Genomic DNA, 21,112 nt, shown 5'->3' on the forward strand with positions numbered 1-21,112 from the left:
GGTGCCGACTAACCGAGTCGAACGGTTGACCTACTGATTACAAGTCAGTTGCTCTACCAGCTGAGCTAAGTCGGCACGCAAAACTGTGTGCTAAGGCACGCGTAATAATGTTTAAATTTTTGATTAAACACCACTACTTTAATAAATGGTGCCTCGACGCGGAATCGAACCACGGACACGAGGATTTTCAATCCTCTGCTCTACCGACTGAGCTATCGAGGCACTTAAACAGTGCTAATTAAAAATCTTAAAGGATTTTTAATGCAATTCCCACTCATCTCTACCGACTGAGCTATCTGGGCGTGCGGCGTATTAAACGAGTTTTGCCCTTACAAGTCAACTTTTTTTTTATTCTTTATAACTGTTTGAACGGTTTTCAGACAACTCAGTACATTTTTTATTAATAACGTTCATTTTTACCACAAATCGGACTATAACTATAAATATATATAATTAAATCAGACTAAAACCGTAGTGAATTATTTTTTGTAAATGTTACGATTAGCTTAGATACGTACGATAGGGACTTATCGTAGTAAAAACACATCAATTGGAAAAAATCAATGCAGAGTAAATTCTCATCGCCAGTAAAAGGCTTACTGCCACTTTTTTTAATCATTAATATTGCTGTAACAGCGCTCGCTATTGTTGCCCACTCATTTTATACACAAACTGAAGTTAAGACAGCCCAACCAGCATCATCTGTTAATATTGTAACGCTTGCCGATAGATTAGACTTACCAATGGTTGATGCATTAACTATGTATGGTCAAGGTAAAGTAAAACAGTTACTTGATTTAACCTCCTTATTGGACGGTGACTTTGAATATACTCTATATCGCTTCAATCCAGCATCTGCCACTCAGTTGGTATATAGCAGCAGTAAACCAGCCATCGCTTCTGTTAAAACTGAAAAGCACTTAAAAGAAGAAGGTATCCTGCATCACCTACTATTGTTAAACGATCAGCCCATTGGCGAGCTTATTATTAAGAAAAACATACCAGCCACGCCTTTAAGCGCTCAAGATTCTCAAGTTATCGCTTATATTATTGCGATAGCGAGTGTTGCTGCATTATTTATACTTACTTTAATGTTTAATATGTACATTAATACGCGCTTACGTAAAAGTACTGACACTCTTACTCAAGAGTTACAGGCAATCACTGAAGATGCTAATTACAATAGTAATGTTGACGAGCAACTTGATATTGGTTTAGGTGTAGTAGCAAAAAACATCAACTTATTGCTACAAAAAGTACAAACTGCAATGAGCGAGAATGACGCAGCCCAAAAAGAGCTTTATAAATTACAAAATGGTCTAGAGGCCGAAGTACAAAATCGTACTTTAGCGCTTGAGCAAGCGACACTAAAAGCAGAGCGAGCAAGCGAGACTAAAACAACGTTTTTAGCAACCATGAGTCATGAGATTAGAACGCCAATGAATGGTGTTATAGGTACTATTGATTTACTTCGCCAAACCGAACTTGATGGCGCTCAGCATCGCTTAAGTACGATTATTCGTGAATCAGCGTTCTCATTATTGAGTATTTTGGATGATATTTTAGATTTTTCTAAAATTGAGGCTGGAAAGCTAAATATTGACCCGATCCCCTTTTCAGTAACCGATACTATTGAAGAAGTTGCTCGTGTGCTTTCATCTGTTGCTAAAAAACGTGAGCTTGATTTAGAGCTAGCAATAGCGCCAGATATTCCTATAAATCTTACCGGCGATAGCGTACGTGTACGTCAGGTTCTTTATAACCTATGTAGCAACGCAATTAAATTTACGAGCACTGATGAAAAAACCCAAGGGCATGTAAAAATATCAGTAGAGGTGGTACATAATACGACTGATCACTTTACCTTACGCTTTTGCGTAACTGATAACGGTAAAGGCATGTCGCAGGCACAACTACGCGAAATATTTAATCCGTTTATTCAAGCCGAAAATTCGATTACCCGAGAATATGGAGGGACAGGTTTAGGTCTTTCTATTTGTAAAAGCTTAACTGAGCTTATGCTAGGTACTATTCATGTAACTAGCCATACAGGAATTGGCAGTGAGTTTACTGTTGAACTGCCGTTTAGCACATCGGGTAGAATTAAGTACGCACACAAAGGTGCATTAAATGGCAAGCAAATTGTTGTAGTTAGTAATCACCTAGAACGTGAAAAAACAATGTACCGTTATTTATCGTTTATGGGCGCTAAAATAGTTTATGCACACACAGAAGAAGAAATTGAAGAGCATCAACATTCGCAAGATATTATTTGGGTGGCTGATGGCATAGACAATATGGATAAAACAAACGCGCTGCTAAGACGCTTATTTTATTCATTAGAGGATTATAACCAACAAGTTGTTGTACTAAGCAAGCTTGATGAAGCGGCTATAAATCATAATAATATTTTTTATATTAATGCCTCTCCTCTATGTAAGTCTAACTTTATGCTGTCTATTTTAGTAGCTGCAGGTTTGCATACACCTAAACAAATTAAAAAAACCAAAACACTTAATAATTATTTAAATGTTGAGCAGGCTCGTCAATCAAACAAATTGGTTTTACTTGTTGAAGATAACCTTCTAAACCAACAAGTGCTAACCGATCAATTACACATACTAGGTTTTGGCGTTGAGATAGCAAACAACGGTGAAGAAGGCTTAGATATGTGGAGAAAAGGTGATTACTCACTTATTTTAACCGACTTACACATGCCTAAAATGTCGGGTTACGATATGGTCGAAAAAATCCGTAACGAAGCAGAGTTATTAGAATCAATTGATGCGCAGCCTTACATTATTGCTGTAACAGCAAACGCACTTAAAGGCGAAAAAGAGCGTTGTTTAGCCGTAGGTATAAACGACTTCATTACCAAACCTATAGAGCTAAACGCGTTAGAGGACACTTTAAAACGCTGGAGCGATAAGCAAAGCCAAAACCCAAATGTAGTTATCCATCAAACCATGGCGCTACCTATTGATATGGAAGCAGTTGCTAAATATGTAAATGGTGACGAAGCTAAACAGTTACGCTTTTTCAAAATGTATTTAGAACAAAGCCAAGGGCTAATTAAGGGGATTAATTCAGGCGTTATGGTTAACGATTTAGATGAGATTATTGAAGGGTGTCATCAATTAAAATCGATATCCAAAACAATTGGTGCCCAAACGGTGGCAGAACTTTCAAGTGCATTTGAAGATAAATGTAAAAAAGGTGAACTCACTACCGATGAATTAATAGACTTAAGAGATAAGTTAGAAATTGAATACTCTAAGGCAGCTCAATTTTTAAAAGAACAAATTAAAATTTCTGAGCAAGAAGATGAGTTAAGTGATTAAATAATTGTACACAAAAAAAGGGCTATTTAGCCCTTTTTTTTATGTTTAAAATATTATTTTTCAGGCGGTCGATAACCTTCAATTTCCACATCTTTATTTTCAAACAAAAAGCCAACCATTTGCTCTTCTAAAAATGTGCGGTGCTCTGGGTCCATCATATTTAAATGCTTTTCGTTAATAAGCATTGTTTGCTTATGCTGCCACTGACCCCACGCTTCTTTAGAGATGTTATTAAAAATCTTTTCACCAATTTCACCAGGGTATAACTGAAAGCCAAGCCCTTCGGCTTCTTTTTGTAACTTTTGACAAAATACTGTACGTGCCATGATTGATTCTCTCTAACGCTAAATATGGGACTATTCTATACTATTGCTGTAATTTGTTTAACCAACTTTTTAGTTGGCGCTGCTAGGCCAACCTCTATTGATTGATCAAGCGGATACCACACTAATTGTTTGTCATTTACTACATCAGGAATTTTCTTAACATTGAGTACATGCGGATTAATCTTCAGCTCAAAATGTGAAAACACATGAATAAATGCTTCAAGCTCTACTAAGTCGGCTTCTAATCCTTGCTGAGCTAAAAACGTTTGAAGCTCCTCGTACTCATTAAATTCAAAAAAGCCAAACAGTCCTCCCCAAATACCGCTGTTAGGGCGTTTTTCCATAAGCACTTTATCGCCGCACTGAACAATTAACTGATGACAACTCTTCTTTGGCACTGCTTTTTTAGGTTTAGAATGTGGAAACTCTTTTACTTTACCTGCATTAAAGGCACCACAACCTGAATTTAATGGGCAAGCCTCGCAATCAAAGCGACTGCGTGAGCAAACACTCGCTCCTAAATCCATCATAGCTTGATTAAATTCGGTGACATTATTTTTAGGTGTTAATTGCTCTGATAAATGCCAAAGCTGGTTTTCGACTTTTTTAACACCGTACCAACCTTCTATCATAAAGTAGCGCGCTAAGACTCGCTTAACATTCCCATCTAAAATTGGATGATGCTGCCCAAGCGACAATGATAAAACAGCCCCGGCAGTAGAGCGCCCTATTCCCGGTAAATCCATTACTTCATCAAGCGTTTGCGGAAATTCGCCTTGGTACTTGTCACGTACTATTTTAGCTGTTTTATGTAAGTTACGCGCACGAGCGTAATACCCTAAGCCGGTCCAGTGATGCAGTACTAAATCTTCATCAGCATCAGCTAAAGCAATAATATCTGGAAAGCTTTGCATAAATTTTTCAAAATATGGGATAACAGTAATAACTTGAGTTTGCTGGAGCATCACCTCAGACACCCACACTTTATAAGGTGTTTTACCCAACTGCCATGGAAGTGTTTTACGCCCATGAAGGTGATACCAATCAACGACTTGATTAGAAAACGAATTAGACTGTTCTTTATTTAAATCCAACATATTGTACTTTTACTGACGCTCAATGGCGGCTCAGTCTATTGTAGTTAATAAAAAGATCAAGCTATAGGGCTTGTAAAACCAGCTAATACTTGTGATTGCGGGCTCGGTCAGGGATAATATGCAACCATTTTTAAACACATTGTTTTTGTCAGGCCAATAATATGAGTGAATCAAGCAACACTAACCTTGAGCAAGCTAAGCAAGAAGGTAAATACATCCGCACCATTCGCAGTTTTGTAAAACGCGAAGGTCGATTAACCAAAGGCCAAGCCGCTGCAATCGAAAAATGCTGGCCAACAATGGGCCTAGAGCATAAAAACGGTATGCTTGATTTAAGCGAAGTTTTTGGCAATAACAACGATGTAGTAGTAGAAATTGGTTTTGGTATGGGTAAATCGCTTGTCGAAATGGCAACAAATGCCCCTCACCTAAACTTTATTGGTATTGAAGTACACCGCCCAGGCGTTGGTGCTTGTTTAATGGATGCCGATGAAGCAGGCATTACTAACTTACGTGTTTTTGAACACGATGCAGTTGAAGTACTTGCAGATTGTATACCTAATGAAAGCTTAACAACTCTACAATTGTTTTTCCCTGATCCTTGGCATAAAAAGCGCCATCACAAACGCCGTATTGTACAAACTGAGTTTGTTGAAAAACTAAGAGCCCAACTTAAAATGGGTGGCGTTTTTCATATGGCAACAGATTGGGAAAACTATGCAGAGCATATGCTTGAAGTAATGAATGTAGCTCCTGGTTTTAAAAACCAATCAGAAACTAACGATTATGTTCCACGTCCAGATTTGCGCCCGCTTACTAAGTTTGAGCAGCGCGGACATCGCCTAGGTCATGGCGTGTGGGATTTAATGTTTGAACGTACTGAGTAATTTGTAACTTTAAGCACTCACTTTTATTTTTGATAAAACTAAACATACTGTAAGGCAAAGCCATTTATGAGCGTACTAACCAACCCAAGCTTACTGTTACTTCGTAATAGCGAGGCATTAACGGGCAAATCTATCTTGGTGGTCAACTTTGTTCAAGATGGCTTTTTAACAGAGCTTAAAAAGCTTAACCCGCAAAGCAAGGTAACTGCATTTAGCTACAACCATGCTAACGGTGAGTTTGCTAAAAACAGCAAAGACGTTGAAATCCACGTAAATCACACAATACCTGGTAACGGCTATGATTTAGTTATTCTTTACTATCCTAAATCAAAACCAGAGTTATTAATGGCGCTTGATAATATTCGAGCTGCTATTACTGATGATGCCGAGCTATTAGTGGTAGGTGAAAATAAAAGTGGTGTTAAATCAATTGAAAAGCAATTAGCTGGCAAAGCAGAGTTTAGTAACAAAATAGATTCGGCTAAGCACTGCGTTCTTTACTCATTTGCTGAGATTACCCAGCACCCTAATTTTGATATTACGACCTACCATAAAAAGTTTGTTGTTAATGTTGCTGACACCGAGTTTACAGCTATTAGTGTCCCTGGGGTGTTTAATCACGGTAGTTTAGATATGGGAACGAAAGTTCTACTCGAAAACGCACCGACAATTAAGCAAGGTAGGGTTCTCGACTTCGGTTGTGGCGCAGGTTTAATAGCAACCTTTTTAGGGCTGCATAACCCAGCACTTGAGTTTGTGTGTAGTGATGTAAGTGCACTGGCAACTTACGCAACACAGCAAACCCTAAAGCTTAACAGCATCAAAGGCGAAGCGATATTAAGTGACGGCCTTAAAAGCATTACCGGTAAGTTTGATTTAATTATTAGCAATCCACCTTTTCATACGGGTATTGCAACCGACTACACAGTAGCAGAGACATTTTTAGCAAATGCAAAACAGCATTTAACTAAAGCAGGAAAGCTGAATATTGTAGCTAACAGCTTTCTAAAGTACCCGCCTATTTTAGAAACGCAATTTGAAAGCTACCAAACTGTATTTAAAAATAACAAGTTTGCCGTATATAGCAGCTAATATTATTTTTTAAAACGCTTGAGTCCAACTGTACTCAAGCTAACCTTCGTATAAATATAAGAATTAATTTAGCTTTTTTCCTTCATTTTCTCCTGTCTTTGCTAAACTAAAATTCTAAATAATTAAAATTAACTCAGGCGATAATGAAATAATGCCTAAAAAAGTTCATCAAAGTAGCATTCGTAAAGCGCTCATTAACTTAATTATGCTTATTACAGCTATTTGCTTGTCGCTATCTATTTCGATCTCTACGTATTTAAGCGTAAAAGAGCAAAAGCAATTAATCATTAATAAACTCGTCATACTTTCTGAAATTGTAGCTTTTGATGCTGGTAAATCAGTAGCTGAAGATGATAGAAAAACAGAAGAAAAACGCCTCAAGTCATTTGAAAACATCCCTCTTGTCAAAAACATACATATTTATTCAATAGAAAAAGCATCAAAAAAACCTGTTTTTTTTATTAGTTTCAATGCAAAAAAAACGCCTCCAGTACCGCTAAGAATAGACAGTGTTGATGAACTAAAAACACCACGAATTACGAGCGATAATATTGAACTAACCCGCCCTATTTACGATAACGAACAGTTGGTCGGTTATGTATACATGCGAGGAAGTCTGGAAAGTTTAGAAACTTATATTGAAAGGAAAATATTAATAGATGTGCTATTAACGCTATTAATTTTGGTAGTTGTTTACTTTATTGCTATAAAAGTTCAAAGACGTATAGCTAAGCCAATAGAACAGCTAAGCATGCTATTGCAGGATGTATCTAAAAATCATAACTATGATGCACGCGCGCCAGGAACCGATGTAAAAGAAATAACCGCCCTTTCAAATAGTTTAAATATCATGCTTGCACGTACCAAAAAGCAGCTTGAGCGCCACGAAAAAGATAAACAAGAAATAAAACAGCTCAACCAAAGTCTTGAAGAAAAAGTAAGTCAACGAACTATTGCTCTCAGAGAGGCAAATCAAGAGCTATTATCAACCCTTGAGCGAATGCACCAGTATCAAACACAAATTGTTGAAAACGAAAAAATGGCGTCTTTAGGGCAAATGGTGGCAGGTGTTGCCCATGAAGTGAATACACCAATAGGGCTTGGTATTACAGGTTCTACATTACTACGAGATAAGCTAGCAGATATACAACAAAGCTTTAATGATAAAAAACTAACCTCTAACCACTTAAAACGATTTATAGATGAAGGTATTGAAAACTTAGACTTAATTTATCGTAACTTAAATCGTGCCGCTGACCTTATTTCTAATTTTAAAAAAGTCGCCGTTATTCAAGACGACGGTGTTAATACCTACATTAATGTGCATAAATTAATTAGCGATGTTTTAATATCAATTCAATCTGAGTTACTGCCTAAAAAGCCTGTCGTTATCATTAACTGCCCGATCGATTTGGCCATTCATAGTAAGTCCGAACCTCTACAGCAGGTGTTTCAGCAGTTACTTATGAACTCTGTAATCCATGGATTTATAGGTAAAGAAAATAATGAAATTCGCTTTGATGTAGAACTGGTAGGGAAAAAATTAACAATCGTTTATTCTGACAATGGTCAAGGCGTTGATAAAAATATTAAAAATAGAATTTTTGACCCTTTTGTAACTTCAAAGCGAGGACAAGGCGCAAGCGGCCTAGGGATGCACTTAGTATACAACTTAGTAACACAGGCTCTCGGCGGAAGAGTTATGTTTGATCTTGAAGAAAAACACGGTGCTCGCTTTATAATTACTATTCCTTAAATAAAGATCACTAAAAAGTACATATATTTAAAATTTATCCTTGAATTCGCATTTAATGACCTCATTAATGAGGCATGTGATAAGCGTGTAATACTATTTAATTACATTAAATAAATATTACTAAGCGATTTATGAACTTTTTTATCTTTGCTGTATCACATACATTGATGAAAGGTTAGAAAGTGATATAGTTTTGCTTTGAATTAGTCTGATTATTTTAAGTACCTTGTTTGATTGAATGATGTATCAATTATTAAAGGAAAATGGCTTCGACTTTATGATTCAAATAGCTACATCCACGTATATATCAATTAAACAGTAGTTTTTGCACTGCCCTTTTTAGTAGACTTTGGACACCCTACTGTTTTATTTTTATCCAATTTGTTTTTTCCTTGTTAACAAATGGGTATAATCCTATAATCTCTAGTAATCGGTTATAAATTCGTCACCGGTTTTTTATAAATAAAATATTCCAAAAGGTTAATTAATAATGCAAACGCCAGTCATTCTAATCGTAGAAGATGAAGACGTAACTCGACTGAACCTAGTTAGTTTATTTGAAGCTGAAGGGTACAAAGTTATTGAAGCCATTGATGGCGATGATATGCATGACAAGCTTACAAATAACGATGACGTTAATCTTGTAGTTATGGATATCAACCTTCCTGGTAAAAACGGTCTTATTTTAGCCCGTGAATTACGCCAAAAGCGTAAAGTGGGCCTTATATTCCTAACAGGTCGTGACAATGATGTTGACCGTATTTTAGGTCTTGAAATTGGCGCAGATGACTACGTTACTAAGCCATTCAACCCACGTGAATTAACTATTAGAGCTCGCAACCTTATTACTCGTACTGCTTTAGGCGGTGAAGAGTCAGCACTAGAAACAAATGGTGTTATTACATTTAACGGCTGGGAACTTGATGAAAATAGCCGTTGTCTTACTTCTCCAAATGGCGACGCTAAGCGTTTACCAAAAGGTGAGTACAGAGCACTTCGTTTAATGCTTGATTCTCCAGGTCGTATCTTTAGCCGTGAGCAATTAATTAAACACATGACAGGACGTGAGCTTCGTGCAAATGACCGTACTGTTGATGTTACTATTCGTCGAATTCGTAAGCATTTTGAAAGTGATAACTCAACGTCAGAGTTAATCAGCACCATCCATGGTGAAGGTTACCGTTTCATTGGTAAAATTGACGCTTAATGAGAGCTAATTAGTTTCACTCTAATTGCTGTAAAAATAAATGAAGGGCTTTTTGTCCTTCATTTATTTTATCTGCTAGAACATCTAACCACTTCTTTAATACTTCATCAGATTCATCTATTGCACCATGCTCCATTACTTTGGCATGAAGCTGCACATCATTAAGACCTACTGAGCCAGCCGCACCTTTAAGTTTATGTGCCACTGATTCATATTCTTCTCTATCACTGGCAGTTAATGAAGTAAGTAATTCTTGCTGATATTGTGGACTTAGCTTTTCGAATAACTGACTACTGCGCCTAAATACGACCAAACCCATTGAATTTACAAAGTCTTCTATTGTTTCAATATCTAATAGGTGTGCATCAATACCTTCAAGTGCTTCTTCACTCACTTTAAGTTGTGGTTCTGAGCATTCACTTTGCTTAATGCCAAATAAGTCAGCCAGCATTTTATCAAGCTTAACTGTGTTAATTGGTTTAGCCAGTGCGCCTTGTATTGATATACCCTCAAGCTCTTTTTCAGCACTACGTACATTAGCTGTTAAAGCAACTATTGGTAATTTATCAAAATGGCTATCTGAACGTATTTGCTTAGCAACCACGTCACCGTTTATATCTGGTAGCTGCATATCAAGTAGAACTAAGTCGAGATCATCTTCGGTTTCAACAAACGAAAGTGCATCCTCACCGGTTTCAGCCCATAAAACTTCATGGCCGCGTTGCTCTAATAAGTTTGTAGCAATTTCGGCGTTAAGAGGCACATCTTCCACTAGTAAAATATACAAGCCTCGGCCAACATAACTTTGCTCTGTAGGTGCAATACATAAACTAAGCGGTATTTGCACTGTAAAACAACTTCCCTCACCTTCAGTACTATTGACTGTGATTATCCCTTTCATTGCACTTACAAGTGCCTTGGTTACAGCTAAACCAATACCTGAGCCTATCGCGTTAGTCCCTTTTAAATCCGGTGCTTTGTAATACATATCAAATATATGGGCAAGCTGCTCGGGTGGAATACCTTGACCAGTATCCGATACCTTAATAACTAACCATGGGCCTTCTACACGATTTTCTCGGCTACATTCGAGTGTTACTTTTCCTTGTTGAGTAAACTTAACTGCGTTGTTAATTAAGTTCCAAACAACTTGGCGTAGTCGAGTTGGATCGAGCTGCGCGTAAATATCCAGCATACCATTGCGTTTAATATCAAACTCAAGCTCTTTTTGCTCCGCTATTAAGCCTGCAAAATTAACTACATCGTTTATAAAGTCTGACACATTAATAGAATTGGTTGCTATATCGAGCTGATCTCTATCTATTTTATCTAAGTCTATAATATCGTTAAAAATATTACCGAGTGTTTCAGCACTCGAAAAAATAGTATTGCCCCAACTACGCTGTTGCTTATTAAGCTCTGTATCTAATAACATACGCGTTAAACCAACAATACCATTCAATGGTGTACGTAGTTCATGGCTCAGCGTAGCAATAAACTTACCTTTGTCTTTATAGGCAGTTTCAAGTGCTTGAGCTGCTTCTTTACGGCTAGTGATATCACGACCAAAACCCAATAAACCAATGTAGTCACCGTCATCATTTATAAAAGGTAATTTACGCAGCTCAAACCAACGTGTTTCACCGTCCACTTCATAGCCTACATCTATAGTTAGTGCTTTATGGCTCTGCTCTACCTCTTTGTCGGTTGCCAAAACTTCAGCTAAAAAATGACTCGGAAATATTTGCTCAACCGTTTTACCAATCAGTTCGCTGCTTGATTTACCCATTACTTCTTCAAACATTTTATTACAGCCGGCAAATACACCGTTGTTATCGCGGTAATAAAATAAATCGGGAGATGAATCAACGATTGAGCGTTGCAACATGCTTTGTTGAGCAAGTTCTTGTTGAGTTTTTTTACGTTCAGCAATTTCTCGGCGCAACTCTTCGATAGCACGGTGCTTGGCATGAAACGCCATTTTACGTTCGTCAATTTCAATATTTAGACGACTAATATTATCTTTTAATGTTTGATTTAAAAGCTTTTCTTGTTTGGTTGCGCTATCTAAATAAGCATACGATGCATCTAATTGGCGAATTGAATTAAGCAATACACTTATAATTAAAGGGGAAACCACAGCAGTAAAAAACACCACAGCCAAAATATCAACAAGATGCAATTCACCAATCGCGACATAATAAAACATGCTCGATAAAATAAGAGATACAGTTAAAAATAAGGTGTAACAAATAGCTGCGGTTTTAAATTCACCAAATCGCGTTATTGAGCTGGAAAGTACCCGAGCCCATGGGCTCAAAGAATAATCGGTCATACGTAATTTTATCTCTTAGCTGTGTGCTTAAATATAAAGAAGGCAATGCGCATGTATAAACATACCATTTACCCAGATTTTAGCATTTTTCTTCTCCCTATATTCATGTTGTGCGATAAAAACAGAATTTTTCATGTTTGATTTTGCTTCTCTCCTCAACTCATCATTTCAGCAATAAATTATTTAGTGTAAAATGCCCCGCTTTATTATCTCCAAATACGAGTAGCGCACATGCAAACCAATATGCCAGATATAGCAGACACAGCACCCGCTTTACAAACAGGTAAATTAGACTGGGTTGGCATGGGCGAAATCGAACTGCCATTTATTTTTGAATCGCGAGACTTATCACCGGTAACAGTAAACGCTAAAGCCCGTGCATTTGTTAATTTGCATAAAGAAGATGCCAAAGGCATTCATATGTCACGCCTATTTTTGGCACTTGACCTGCTTTCAACCGAGCAGCAAGTTAATCCGCAAACAATAGCGCAAGCACTCGATACCTTTATAACTAGCCACGAAGGGCTAAGCGATAAAGCACAAATTGAATTTAAATTTGAATTACCGCTACGCCGTAAATCACTATTAAGTGGTAAAGCGGGCTGGAAAAGCTACCCAGTTGTACTTACCAGTACAATTGAAAATAACATTATTAGCTACGAGCTAACCGTAGATGTTACCTATTCTTCAACGTGCCCATGCTCTGCGGCACTTGCGCGCCAGCTTATACAAAATGCGTTTAACGAAAAGTTTAACCAAGAAACCTTAAGCCAAAAAGATGTCCACGAGTGGCTAGGCACTACACAAGGTATTGTAGCGACACCTCACTCGCAGCGCTCTATTGCAAACGTAAAAGTAAAGCTTGATAGCAATATTCAAGAGTTTGACGTTGTGACGCTAATTAATACCCTTGAAGCTGAACTTAAAACGCCTGTACAAGCGGCAGTAAAACGCGAAGACGAGCAAGAATTTGCCCGTTTAAATGGCCAAAACCTTATGTTTTGTGAAGATGCCGCACGTAAAATAAAAGCATTGCTGGAGGATGGTAATTACAGCGACTACTGGCTGCAAATAAACCATTATGAATCACTACATGCACACGATGCTGTAGCTATTGCGGTTAAAGGCATTGAAAGTGGCTACAAAGCTTAATTGCTGCGTAGTTTCACTTTTAAAAACAAACGGTATTTATTTTATAACCCATACTTTTTAGGCACGTAAATTGCTTTATTTGAGCAGTGTCAATTTGTTGTTATGGAGTTACCGTATGGAATTCGCTTTATTATTAATCTTAGTGTTAGTTGTCGGGGCCTCTGTTGTTGCGTCAAAATTTAATGACGATGGCGGAAACCCGTATCCTTTTACCCGCAAGCAAACTGTTTTCACTCAGGTTGAAGGCGCTTTTTTAAATCTTCTAGAACGAGCTGTTGGCGATCAATATAAAGTTGTTAGTCGCGTTAAGTTAATTGACGTTATTGACTGTAAGCAAGGTCTTTCTGTTAAATCTAAACGTGCTGCTTTAGTTAAAGCTAAAAATAAGCAACTCGACTTTGTATTAATCGACAAAGAAAAACTTACTATTGTTGCGGCTGTTGACCTAGTTAACAATGCCAATAAAGATGGCCACAAAGCTCAACGCGACTGGTTTGTAAACGGTGCATTAGAGTCTGCGGGTATTCCACATATTCGTATGAAAGTTAAATCGGGCTACCGTCCTTCTGAAGTACGCGATGCAATTATGTTTAAACTTGGTAAGCCTGCAGCAACACAAACGCAGCGCCCTGTTCGTAATCGCTCACATAAGCCAGCGGTACTTTCACCTTCTCAAGCTAAAGCACAAACAACTGCTTTAGCTGAAATTTAAAAACCAAATTAAATACTCTCCTAAAAAGTATTTAAAGCGAGCTCAAAAACAAGCTCGCTTTTTTGTTTTTTATTGCTAACTTCACGTATAATCAAGTGATTCAAACTCAGGAATTAAACATTATGAATGTTGGTATTATTGGCGCAATGGAGCCAGAAGTTAAAATTTTACGTGAAGCGATGCAAAACCCAAAAATTTTAACTAAAGCAGGTTTCACTTTTTATACTGGTGAATTGGCTGGTAACACAGTAACACTTGTTCAATCTGGTATTGGTAAAGTAGCATCAACGATTGCAACCACCTTACTGATTGATAACTTCAAACCTGATTGCGTAATTAACACAGGCTCTGCCGGTGGATTCGATCCATCACTAAGTGTTGGCGACGTAGTAATTTCGTCAGAAGTACGTCACCACGATGTAGATGTTACTGCTTTTGGCTACGAAATTGGCCAAGTACCTCAAATGCCAGCAGGCTTTGCAGCTCACCCAAAATTAGTAGAAGCAGCACAACAAACAATCGAACAAATCAGTGATGTTAAAACACTTGTTGGCTTAATTTGTACTGGCGACACCTTCATGTGTGATCCGGTACGTATTGATAAAGCACGCAGTGATTTTCCTACAATGCTTGCCGTTGAAATGGAAGGCGCTTCAATTGCACAAACGTGTTTTACGCTTAACACGCCATTTGTTGTTATTCGCTCAATGTCTGATATTGCAGGTAAAGAGTCACCACAATCATTTGAAGAATACCTAGAAACAGCATCAATCAACTCATCTAAAATGGTTGTCGCACTTTTAGAAAAGCTAACTGCAGTGTCTCTTTAAATGCTTAGCAATATTGTTCAAAACCACTTGGACTTTATTGCCTTCATACTAGCGCTCCTTGCTGAGCGCTTTATTCCTCTTGTTAGCTGGTATCATCCTAATACAGCGTTAAGCGCGGTTTTTAGTGCTATTGGCAAGCGTATATACAAACGCAAAGAACCTAAAAGCTATCAATATTTAGCAGCTATACTCGCAAGCACGCTCATTTTAAGTGTTATTCTCATTATAGTCGTGTTATTGCTTGAGTTTGCTTTTTACCCTGAATTACTCGCAGGTCTTATTTTATACTTATGCTTAGAAAGTAAGAGTATTGATAAAAAAGCGCTCCGTATTGCAAAGCTAACTAAACAAAATCAAAAATCGACGGCACGCGAATTACTAAAACCACTGCTTGCCCGTGAAGTTAATAGGCTTTCATCTCCTGGTATTATCAAAGCATTAATTGAGAGTTTAATACTGCGCACTGCTCGATACTATTTCGTAGTTATATTTATATTTTTAGCCTTTGGCCCTATTGCTGCTCTCGCCTATCGATTACTTACTTTAATACAACAAGCCTGGCGTAGTGATATACCCCCAAATAGCTACTTTTTAAAACCGCTTAAAATTCTCTTGTTTATTATTGAGTATATTCCAATGCGCTTGCTGGCTTTAACTATTGCAGCAAGTAGAGCGAGCAAACAAAGCATGCACTACATAAAGCATTACGGCAGGCACTTTTATCAAACTAATACTGGTTGGCTACTCAGTACATGTTCTGCATCACTTGGAGTACAACTAGGCGGGCCTGCGGTTTATTTGGGTACTCGCTTTAATAAAATGCGTATTGGTGCTGATAGATTACCTACCCCCGAGGATGTGCCTGTAATAATTAATAGGTTAAATCAGGCCCGTGTATTTTGGTTGTTAGTAATTGTAAGTATTGAAATATTAAAAGTGATTTAGTGACTATTTAGTGGCTACCTCGTAACTATTTACAGACCCAAAATACAAGCACAAAAAAACCAGCCTAGGCTGGTTTTTTAGTTTCATACTGTATTTAAGCTACAGTGATGTTTGCAAACTTACGTTTACCTACTTGGTAAATAGCCGTTGTACCTTTTGCTACTTCAAGTTTGGTATCAGTGATTTTATCTTCACCGTTAAGTTTAACTGCACCTTGCTTAATCATGCGCATTGCTTCTGACGTACTAACTACTAAATTTGCTTCTTTAAGCAAGTTAGCAATTAAAATAGTATCTTCTGCAATAGTGATTGTCAGCTCAGGGATTTCATCTGGTAACGCTTTTTTCTGAAAACGCTGAATAAAATCATCATGTGCACCTTGTGCATCAGCTTCACTATGAAAACGAGCAATTAACTCTTTAGCTAGTTCTATTTTAATATCGCGCGGGTTAGTACCTTGCTCAACACGCTCTTTTTGAGCTGCAATTTCTTCAATAGAAAGCGCGCTTAATAAATCGTAATAACGCCACATTAGCACATCACTAATTGACATTATTTTACCAAACATATCGTTTGGCGCATCAGTAATACCAATGTAATTACCAAGTGACTTAGACATTTTTTGAACGCCGTCAGTACCTTCAAGTAATGGCATCATTAATACTGTTTGCGGCCTTTGGCCTTCAACTTTCTGTAGCTCACGACCCATTAGTAAGTTAAAGCGCTGATCAGTACCACCTAGTTCCACATCAGACTCTAGTGCAACCGAATCCCAACCTTGTACCAGAGGGTATAAAAACTCATGAATTGCAATTGGTTGACCGCTGCCATAACGCTTTTTAAAGTCATCACGTTCAAGCATGCGCGCTACGGTTTGGTTTGCAGCAAGTTTTATCATACCTGCAGCGCCTAACTTTTCCATCCAAGTAGAGTTAAATGCAACAGTGGTTTTAGCAGGGTCGAGAATTTTGAATACTTGTTCTTTATATGTTTCAGCATTGGCTAATACGTCTTCGCGAGTAAGTGGTTTACGCGTTACGTTTTTACCTGTTGGGTCGCCAATCATGCCAGTAAAGTCACCAATTAAGAAAATAACCTCATGACCTAGATCCTGAAAGGTTTTCATTTTATTAATTAGTACAGTGTGCCCTAAATGTAAATCAGGTGCTGTAGGATCAAAGCCTGCTTTTATTTTTAGCTTTTTGCCCGACTTTAGTTTTTCAACTAGTTCGTCTTCAATTAATATTTCTTCTGCACCGCGTTTTATCTCTGCTAGAGCGGTTTGTAAATCCACTTTGTATTACTCCAAAATTCTGCCTACGAAGGGGCGACTAGTTACTTGTAATCACGGTTTTTATTAAGGTTTAAACCGAACATATATATGTAGCTAACATAACAAATTTCTATCTAATTAAAATAACTTTTTAAGTTATTAGGGCAACTAAACTAAATGAATTGAGTCTTAGTTAGATAGGACGTTAAAAAAGGCTTTCTACCCCTGATTTTAGCGTAGTTTAAATCTACAAAACACTAGTATTCGCACATTATTAAGTATATCCTGCAATATTACGTATTTATTATCTTGACAGCAGAAAAGGCACGTTATGGTTCACGTGGTTCACACGCTCCCCAAAAAACACAAATTGCTTATTCTAGGTTTGGTTTCTGCTATTGTTGGCTTAGCCTTTCTTCCTTCTGAAAAAGCCACTGCATCCAAAGACAATAGTGCAAATGCACTAGAAATTGGTAAGCGCTATGAGTTACAAGTTAAAGTTGATGACAACGAAAAATTAACTGAGCTAAATTCAGAGCAAGCAGCAGAAAAGTTACCAGAATACGACTTTGTCGATCATAAAGTTAAAAATGGCGACAATTTAGCAATTATCTTTAAGCGTGCTGGTTTTTCAGCTCAAACGCTTCATAAACTAATTAACACTAATGCAGAGACTCGCAAGCTAACTAAAATTCATCCAGGTGAAGTACTCAGTTTTGCTACTGCTGAAGATGGCTCTTTGGCTCAACTGCGTTATGTAATTTCAAAAACAGATACTTTATTTGTTACCTTAAACGACGAAGGTAATTACGATACAGCTATCGATAGTAAAGAAATTGAAACGCTAACTAAAACCGCTGGCGGCGAAATATCTAATAACTTTTGGACTTCAGCAATTGCGGCAGGTTTAAGCGAGCGCCAAATAATGAACTTTGCTGACATATTTGGTTGGGATGTTGATTTTGCAAATGATATTCGTAAAGGCGATTTATTTGGCTTAATTTACGAGTCTCATTATGTTGATGGCGAGTTTATTGGTACCGGTAAAATTATTGCCGCTGAATTTGTAAACCAAGGTCAGCGCTTTGCAGCGATTCGCCATACCGACGGCAATTTTTATACGCCTGAAGGGCGTAGCATGAAAAAAGCCTTTTTACGTGCACCTGTAAGCTTTAAGTATATTAGTTCTAGCTTTAATCCTAAGCGACTTCATCCTGTTACTGGGCAAGTTAGAGCGCACCGTGGTATCGACTTTGCAGCACGCACTGGCACACCAGTAGTCGCATCAGGTAACGGTAAGGTAGTTAAAGCGGGTTACAGCAAGTACAACGGTAACTACGTATTTATCAGCCATGGCACACAATATGTAACTAAGTACTTACACCTAAATAAGAAACTGGTTAAAACAGGCCAAAAAGTTAAACAGGGCCAACAAATTGGTACTGTAGGTTCTACTGGTCGTGTTACTGGCGCGCATTTACACTATGAGTTTTTAGTAAATGGCGTTCATCGTAATCCTAAAACCGTTAAACTTCCTAAGTCAGAGCCATTACCTCGCTCAGAACTGGCTAAGTTTAAACCGATTGCAGATAACTTTATTGCCCAACTTGAGCGCAATCGCGAGCTACAGTTAGCACTAAAATAAAGCTTATTAATAAACATTAAAAAAGCCTTTGCAGGTTAAATCTGCAAAGGCTTTTTTGTATACGCTATAAACCATCAATTCATTAATACATAAATGAGCTGAATAACTAAAGATACCATCACTAGCGGCCAAATATATTTACTGTATTTGGTTGCGCCAGCAAGCCCTATTTTACTTTGATATTTTTCAAGCAGTGGAATGAGTATCGCCAGCGCGACAAACAATCCAATTAAAATAACGAATATATTCATATTAGCGCCCTACTTATGGTAGCTCATGCCCTTTAGCGCTTACATAAAGTGCATACCAATGCTCACGAGTTAGCTCTACGTTTACAGCATCACAAGAGGCTTTAATACGCTTAGCATTAGTTGTTCCAATAATAGGCTGAATAGATGCGGGGTGGCGAAGTAACCAGGCAATTACAATCGCCTCAGCAGAAGTATCATAAAGTGCAGCCAGTTTATTAACTAAAAGACTCGTGTTTATATCGGCCTGCGATGCGTTTGATAAATCACTACCACTGTATAAACCTTGGCATAAACTGCCCCAGCTTTGAATTTGAATTTCAAAATGGCGACAGTACTCAATACTACCTGGTGTAAAATTAAGATCTTTACCGTCACTGTTACCGGCATATACACCTTCATCAACAAACTGATGCTTTTGCAAACTAGCCTCAATTTGATTAGCCACAATAGGCATATCAAGTGCGTGCTGTAAAAAATTCATTTGGTGCTGCTGCATATTAGATACTGCAAAATTGCGCACTTTACCGCTTTCTTTTAAGCAACTAAATATACGAGCAATTTCGTTAACTTCCATGAGAGGATCAGGACGATGTAGCATAAGTACGTCTAAATACTCTGTATTTAATCGCTTCAAGGATGCTTCAACTGATTGCTCAATCCACTTAGCCGAAAAATCATAGCGCTTTGGTCCTAAGTCATCTTCAAAACGAATCCCACACTTAGATTGAATATACATGTGCTCTCTAAGCTCTGGTCGCTCACTTAATGCTTTACCAAAAACCTGCTCAGCTTTACCAAAAGTATAAATATCAGCATGGTCAAAAAAGTTAATGCCACCTTCAATAGCATTATCTATACATTCATGAGTTTGCTTAACATGTGCATCAGTAATTGCGTCTTTATTCCAACCGCCGCCCAGACCCATGCATCCGAATACAAGTTTACTAACATGAGGTAAGTGCTTTGCTAAAGGTGTGTGAAGCATGATAACTATCCTTAAAATTTTGAAGAGCTGTTACTGTAAACAAAAAGCGCTGAACAAGAAACCATTTAGCGGCGAAGAAATTAAGAACAAAAAAAAGCGCAGTAAACTGCGCTAATCGGTTGGATTAAAATTAATTTAACCAACAAGTGCTAATAAAATACCCGCAGCAACTGCACTACCAAGAACGCCCGCAACATTTGGTCCCATTGCATGCATAAGTAAAAAGTTATGAGGATTACTTTCAAGACCTACTTTGTTTACTACTCGTGCCGCCATTGGCACAGCCGATACACCTGCCGCCCCTATTAATGGGTTTATAGGTGTTTTAGATATGCGATTAAGTCCTTTTGCCATAAATACGCCAGATGCCGTACCAATTGCAAACGCGAGTGCGCCAAGTACTAAAATACCAATCGTCTCAACAGTTAAAAACTTATCTGCAGCAAGCTTTGAGCCTACAGCTAAGCCTAAAAATATAGTTGTAACATTGATGATTTCGTTTTGAGCACTGTTACTTAATCTATCAACAACACCTGACTCTCGCATTAAGTTACCTAAACAAAACATACCTACCAGCGGTATAGCAGCCGGTAAAAACATAGCCGTTAAGCTAAGCACCATAAGAGGGAAAATAATCTTTTCCTTTTTAGATACTTTACGAAGCTCTGGCATTTTTATTTTACGTTCTTCTGGAGTTGTTAACGCACGCATAATTGGCGGCTGAATAATTGGCACAAGTGCCATGTATGAGTATGCGGCTACCGCTATTGCACCAAGTAAATCAGGTGCCAGTTTTGACGCTAAAAATATTGCAGTAGGTCCATCTGCTCCACCTATAATCGCAATAGCCGATGCATCCTGTAAAGTAAACTCAAAGCCTGGCACATAGTTTAATAATATCGCACCAAACAGAGTCGCAAAAATACCAAACTGTGCAGCCGCACCTAATAGCAACATACGTGGATTAGCAATAAGCGCACTAAAATCGGTTAGCGCCCCTACTCCCATAAATATCAATAACGGAAAAATCCCCGTATCAATACCCACATAATAAACGTAGTACAAAAGCCCACCTGGGTCTGACAAACCTGCCACTGGTACATTTGTTAAAATCGCACCAAAACCAATAGGTAGTAATAATAGTGGTTCAAAGCCTTTAGCTATCGCTAAAAACAGTAATAAACACCCTACCGCAATCATTATTAACGATGGGATTGTAAAGTTAGCAATGCCTGTCGCATTCCAGAGGTTTAAAATACCTTCCATCCTCTATTTACT

At 37.9% G+C, this 21,112-nt stretch carries 17 protein-coding genes and 2 tRNA genes; 10 read left to right on the top strand and 9 right to left on the bottom strand.

Annotated features, from left to right (window positions below; translation table 11 throughout):
- Positions 1-2: 2 nt before the first annotated feature.
- Positions 3-75, bottom strand: a tRNA-Thr gene (locus tag WNY98_RS19050).
- A 71-nt stretch (positions 76-146) separates the two neighbouring features.
- Positions 147-222: transfer RNA gene (locus WNY98_RS19055), tRNA-Phe, on the bottom strand.
- Positions 223-563: 341 nt separating this feature from the next.
- On the opposite strand from WNY98_RS19055, the gene WNY98_RS19060 reads away from it, so the two are divergent.
- Positions 564-3,341: an ATP-binding protein gene (locus WNY98_RS19060; RefSeq protein ID WP_342878667.1), complete on the top strand. Its 2,778-nt coding sequence runs from the start codon at positions 564-566 to the stop codon at positions 3,339-3,341.
- Positions 3,342-3,394: 53 nt separating this feature from the next.
- Here the strand turns inward: WNY98_RS19060 and WNY98_RS19065 are convergent, their stop codons facing one another.
- A complete protein-coding gene (locus tag WNY98_RS19065; protein ID WP_024600750.1) occupies positions 3,395-3,667 on the bottom strand; it encodes an oxidative damage protection protein in 273 nt (90 codons plus the stop codon).
- 35 nt (positions 3,668-3,702) lie between these two features.
- Complete coding sequence (gene mutY, locus WNY98_RS19070; protein WP_121954077.1) at positions 3,703-4,764, bottom strand: A/G-specific adenine glycosylase; 1,062 nt, start codon at positions 4,762-4,764, stop codon at positions 3,703-3,705.
- 161 nt (positions 4,765-4,925) lie between these two features.
- Here mutY and trmB point away from each other — a divergent pair, with 161 nt between their 5' ends.
- From trmB to arcA, 4 genes are all read left to right on the top strand, one after another.
- Positions 4,926-5,651 (top strand): tRNA (guanosine(46)-N7)-methyltransferase TrmB, encoded by a 726-nt coding sequence (gene trmB / locus WNY98_RS19075; protein ID WP_024600752.1) that lies wholly within the window; start codon positions 4,926-4,928, stop codon positions 5,649-5,651.
- 66 nt (positions 5,652-5,717) lie between these two features.
- Positions 5,718-6,743 carry a methyltransferase gene (locus WNY98_RS19080; RefSeq protein ID WP_170072955.1) on the top strand — a complete coding sequence of 342 codons (1,026 nt, stop codon included), beginning with the start codon at positions 5,718-5,720 and terminating at the stop codon, positions 6,741-6,743.
- Between the two features lie 151 nt (positions 6,744-6,894).
- The gene (locus tag WNY98_RS19085) at positions 6,895-8,499 is read left to right on the top strand and encodes an ATP-binding protein (RefSeq protein WP_024600754.1); all 1,605 of its coding nucleotides are present in this window, start codon (positions 6,895-6,897) and stop codon (positions 8,497-8,499) included.
- 490 nt (positions 8,500-8,989) lie between these two features.
- On the top strand, positions 8,990-9,706 hold the full coding sequence (gene arcA / locus WNY98_RS19090; protein ID WP_002962549.1) for a two-component system response regulator ArcA: 717 nt from the start codon (positions 8,990-8,992) through the stop codon (positions 9,704-9,706).
- A 16-nt stretch (positions 9,707-9,722) separates the two neighbouring features.
- On the opposite strand, the gene arcB is transcribed toward arcA, so the two are convergent.
- A complete protein-coding gene (arcB, locus tag WNY98_RS19095) occupies positions 9,723-12,041 on the bottom strand; it encodes an aerobic respiration two-component sensor histidine kinase ArcB (protein WP_342878668.1) in 2,319 nt (772 codons plus the stop codon).
- Between the two features lie 231 nt (positions 12,042-12,272).
- On the opposite strand from arcB, the gene folE2 reads away from it, so the two are divergent.
- The 4 genes from folE2 to ampE all read left to right on the top strand — a co-directional run bounded on the left by folE2 (position 12,273) and on the right by ampE (position 15,680).
- Positions 12,273-13,193 carry a GTP cyclohydrolase FolE2 gene (gene folE2, locus WNY98_RS19100; protein ID WP_076925249.1) on the top strand — a complete coding sequence of 307 codons (921 nt, stop codon included), beginning with the start codon at positions 12,273-12,275 and terminating at the stop codon, positions 13,191-13,193.
- Between the two features lie 115 nt (positions 13,194-13,308).
- Positions 13,309-13,905 carry a DUF2726 domain-containing protein gene (locus WNY98_RS19105; RefSeq protein WP_342878669.1) on the top strand — a complete coding sequence of 199 codons (597 nt, stop codon included), beginning with the start codon at positions 13,309-13,311 and terminating at the stop codon, positions 13,903-13,905.
- A gap of 122 nt (positions 13,906-14,027) precedes the next feature.
- Positions 14,028-14,735, top strand: a complete 708-nt coding sequence (mtnN, locus tag WNY98_RS19110) for a 5'-methylthioadenosine/S-adenosylhomocysteine nucleosidase (RefSeq protein ID WP_342878670.1) — start codon at positions 14,028-14,030, stop codon at positions 14,733-14,735.
- Positions 14,736-15,680, top strand: a complete 945-nt coding sequence (gene ampE / locus WNY98_RS19115) for a regulatory signaling modulator protein AmpE (protein ID WP_342878671.1) — start codon at positions 14,736-14,738, stop codon at positions 15,678-15,680. It abuts the gene before it with no gap.
- Between the two features lie 94 nt (positions 15,681-15,774).
- On the opposite strand, the gene tyrS is transcribed toward ampE, so the two are convergent.
- Positions 15,775-16,974: a tyrosine--tRNA ligase gene (tyrS, locus tag WNY98_RS19120; protein ID WP_076925247.1), complete on the bottom strand. Its 1,200-nt coding sequence runs from the start codon at positions 16,972-16,974 to the stop codon at positions 15,775-15,777.
- A gap of 310 nt (positions 16,975-17,284) precedes the next feature.
- Here tyrS and WNY98_RS19125 point away from each other — a divergent pair, with 310 nt between their 5' ends.
- Entirely contained in the window at positions 17,285-18,598 is a 1,314-nt protein-coding gene (locus WNY98_RS19125) for a peptidoglycan DD-metalloendopeptidase family protein (RefSeq protein ID WP_024600761.1), read from the top strand.
- 74 nt (positions 18,599-18,672) lie between these two features.
- On the opposite strand, the gene WNY98_RS19130 is transcribed toward WNY98_RS19125, so the two are convergent.
- From WNY98_RS19130 to WNY98_RS19140, 3 genes are all read right to left on the bottom strand, one after another.
- Positions 18,673-18,849, bottom strand: a complete 177-nt coding sequence (locus tag WNY98_RS19130; RefSeq protein ID WP_197186276.1) for a hypothetical protein — start codon at positions 18,847-18,849, stop codon at positions 18,673-18,675.
- Positions 18,850-18,862: 13 nt separating this feature from the next.
- Positions 18,863-19,834, bottom strand: coding sequence for an aldo/keto reductase (locus WNY98_RS19135; protein WP_170072949.1), 972 nt, complete (start codon positions 19,832-19,834; stop codon positions 18,863-18,865).
- Positions 19,835-19,969: 135 nt separating this feature from the next.
- Positions 19,970-21,100: a sodium ion-translocating decarboxylase subunit beta gene (locus tag WNY98_RS19140; RefSeq protein WP_002961942.1), complete on the bottom strand. Its 1,131-nt coding sequence runs from the start codon at positions 21,098-21,100 to the stop codon at positions 19,970-19,972.
- Between the last annotated feature and the right edge of the window lie 12 nt (positions 21,101-21,112).

This window comes from Pseudoalteromonas sp. AS71, assembly GCF_038900275.1.
Taxonomy (GTDB): Bacteria; Pseudomonadota; Gammaproteobacteria; order Enterobacterales; family Alteromonadaceae; genus Pseudoalteromonas.

Bases quoted from the DNA above. Each gene is read 5' to 3' on its own strand.
- ampE (WP_342878671.1), top strand. From the start codon at position 14,736: ATGCTTAGCAATATTGTTCAAAACCACTTGGACTTTATTGCCTTCATA.
- WNY98_RS19140 (WP_002961942.1), bottom strand. From the start codon at position 21,100: ATGGAAGGTATTTTAAACCTCTGGAATGCGACAGGCATTGCTAACTTT.
- WNY98_RS19085 (WP_024600754.1), top strand. From the start codon at position 6,895: ATGCCTAAAAAAGTTCATCAAAGTAGCATTCGTAAAGCGCTCATTAAC.
- WNY98_RS19060 (WP_342878667.1), top strand. From the start codon at position 564: ATGCAGAGTAAATTCTCATCGCCAGTAAAAGGCTTACTGCCACTTTTT.
- WNY98_RS19080 (WP_170072955.1), top strand. From the start codon at position 5,718: ATGAGCGTACTAACCAACCCAAGCTTACTGTTACTTCGTAATAGCGAG.
- WNY98_RS19105 (WP_342878669.1), top strand. From the start codon at position 13,309: ATGGAATTCGCTTTATTATTAATCTTAGTGTTAGTTGTCGGGGCCTCT.
- folE2 (WP_076925249.1), top strand. From the start codon at position 12,273: ATGCAAACCAATATGCCAGATATAGCAGACACAGCACCCGCTTTACAA.
- WNY98_RS19135 (WP_170072949.1), bottom strand. From the start codon at position 19,834: ATGCTTCACACACCTTTAGCAAAGCACTTACCTCATGTTAGTAAACTT.
- trmB (WP_024600752.1), top strand. From the start codon at position 4,926: ATGAGTGAATCAAGCAACACTAACCTTGAGCAAGCTAAGCAAGAAGGT.
- WNY98_RS19130 (WP_197186276.1), bottom strand. From the start codon at position 18,849: ATGAATATATTCGTTATTTTAATTGGATTGTTTGTCGCGCTGGCGATA.
- WNY98_RS19065 (WP_024600750.1), bottom strand. From the start codon at position 3,667: ATGGCACGTACAGTATTTTGTCAAAAGTTACAAAAAGAAGCCGAAGGG.
- arcA (WP_002962549.1), top strand. From the start codon at position 8,990: ATGCAAACGCCAGTCATTCTAATCGTAGAAGATGAAGACGTAACTCGA.
- WNY98_RS19125 (WP_024600761.1), top strand. From the start codon at position 17,285: ATGGTTCACGTGGTTCACACGCTCCCCAAAAAACACAAATTGCTTATT.
- mutY (WP_121954077.1), bottom strand. From the start codon at position 4,764: ATGTTGGATTTAAATAAAGAACAGTCTAATTCGTTTTCTAATCAAGTC.
- mtnN (WP_342878670.1), top strand. From the start codon at position 14,028: ATGAATGTTGGTATTATTGGCGCAATGGAGCCAGAAGTTAAAATTTTA.
- arcB (WP_342878668.1), bottom strand. From the start codon at position 12,041: ATGACCGATTATTCTTTGAGCCCATGGGCTCGGGTACTTTCCAGCTCA.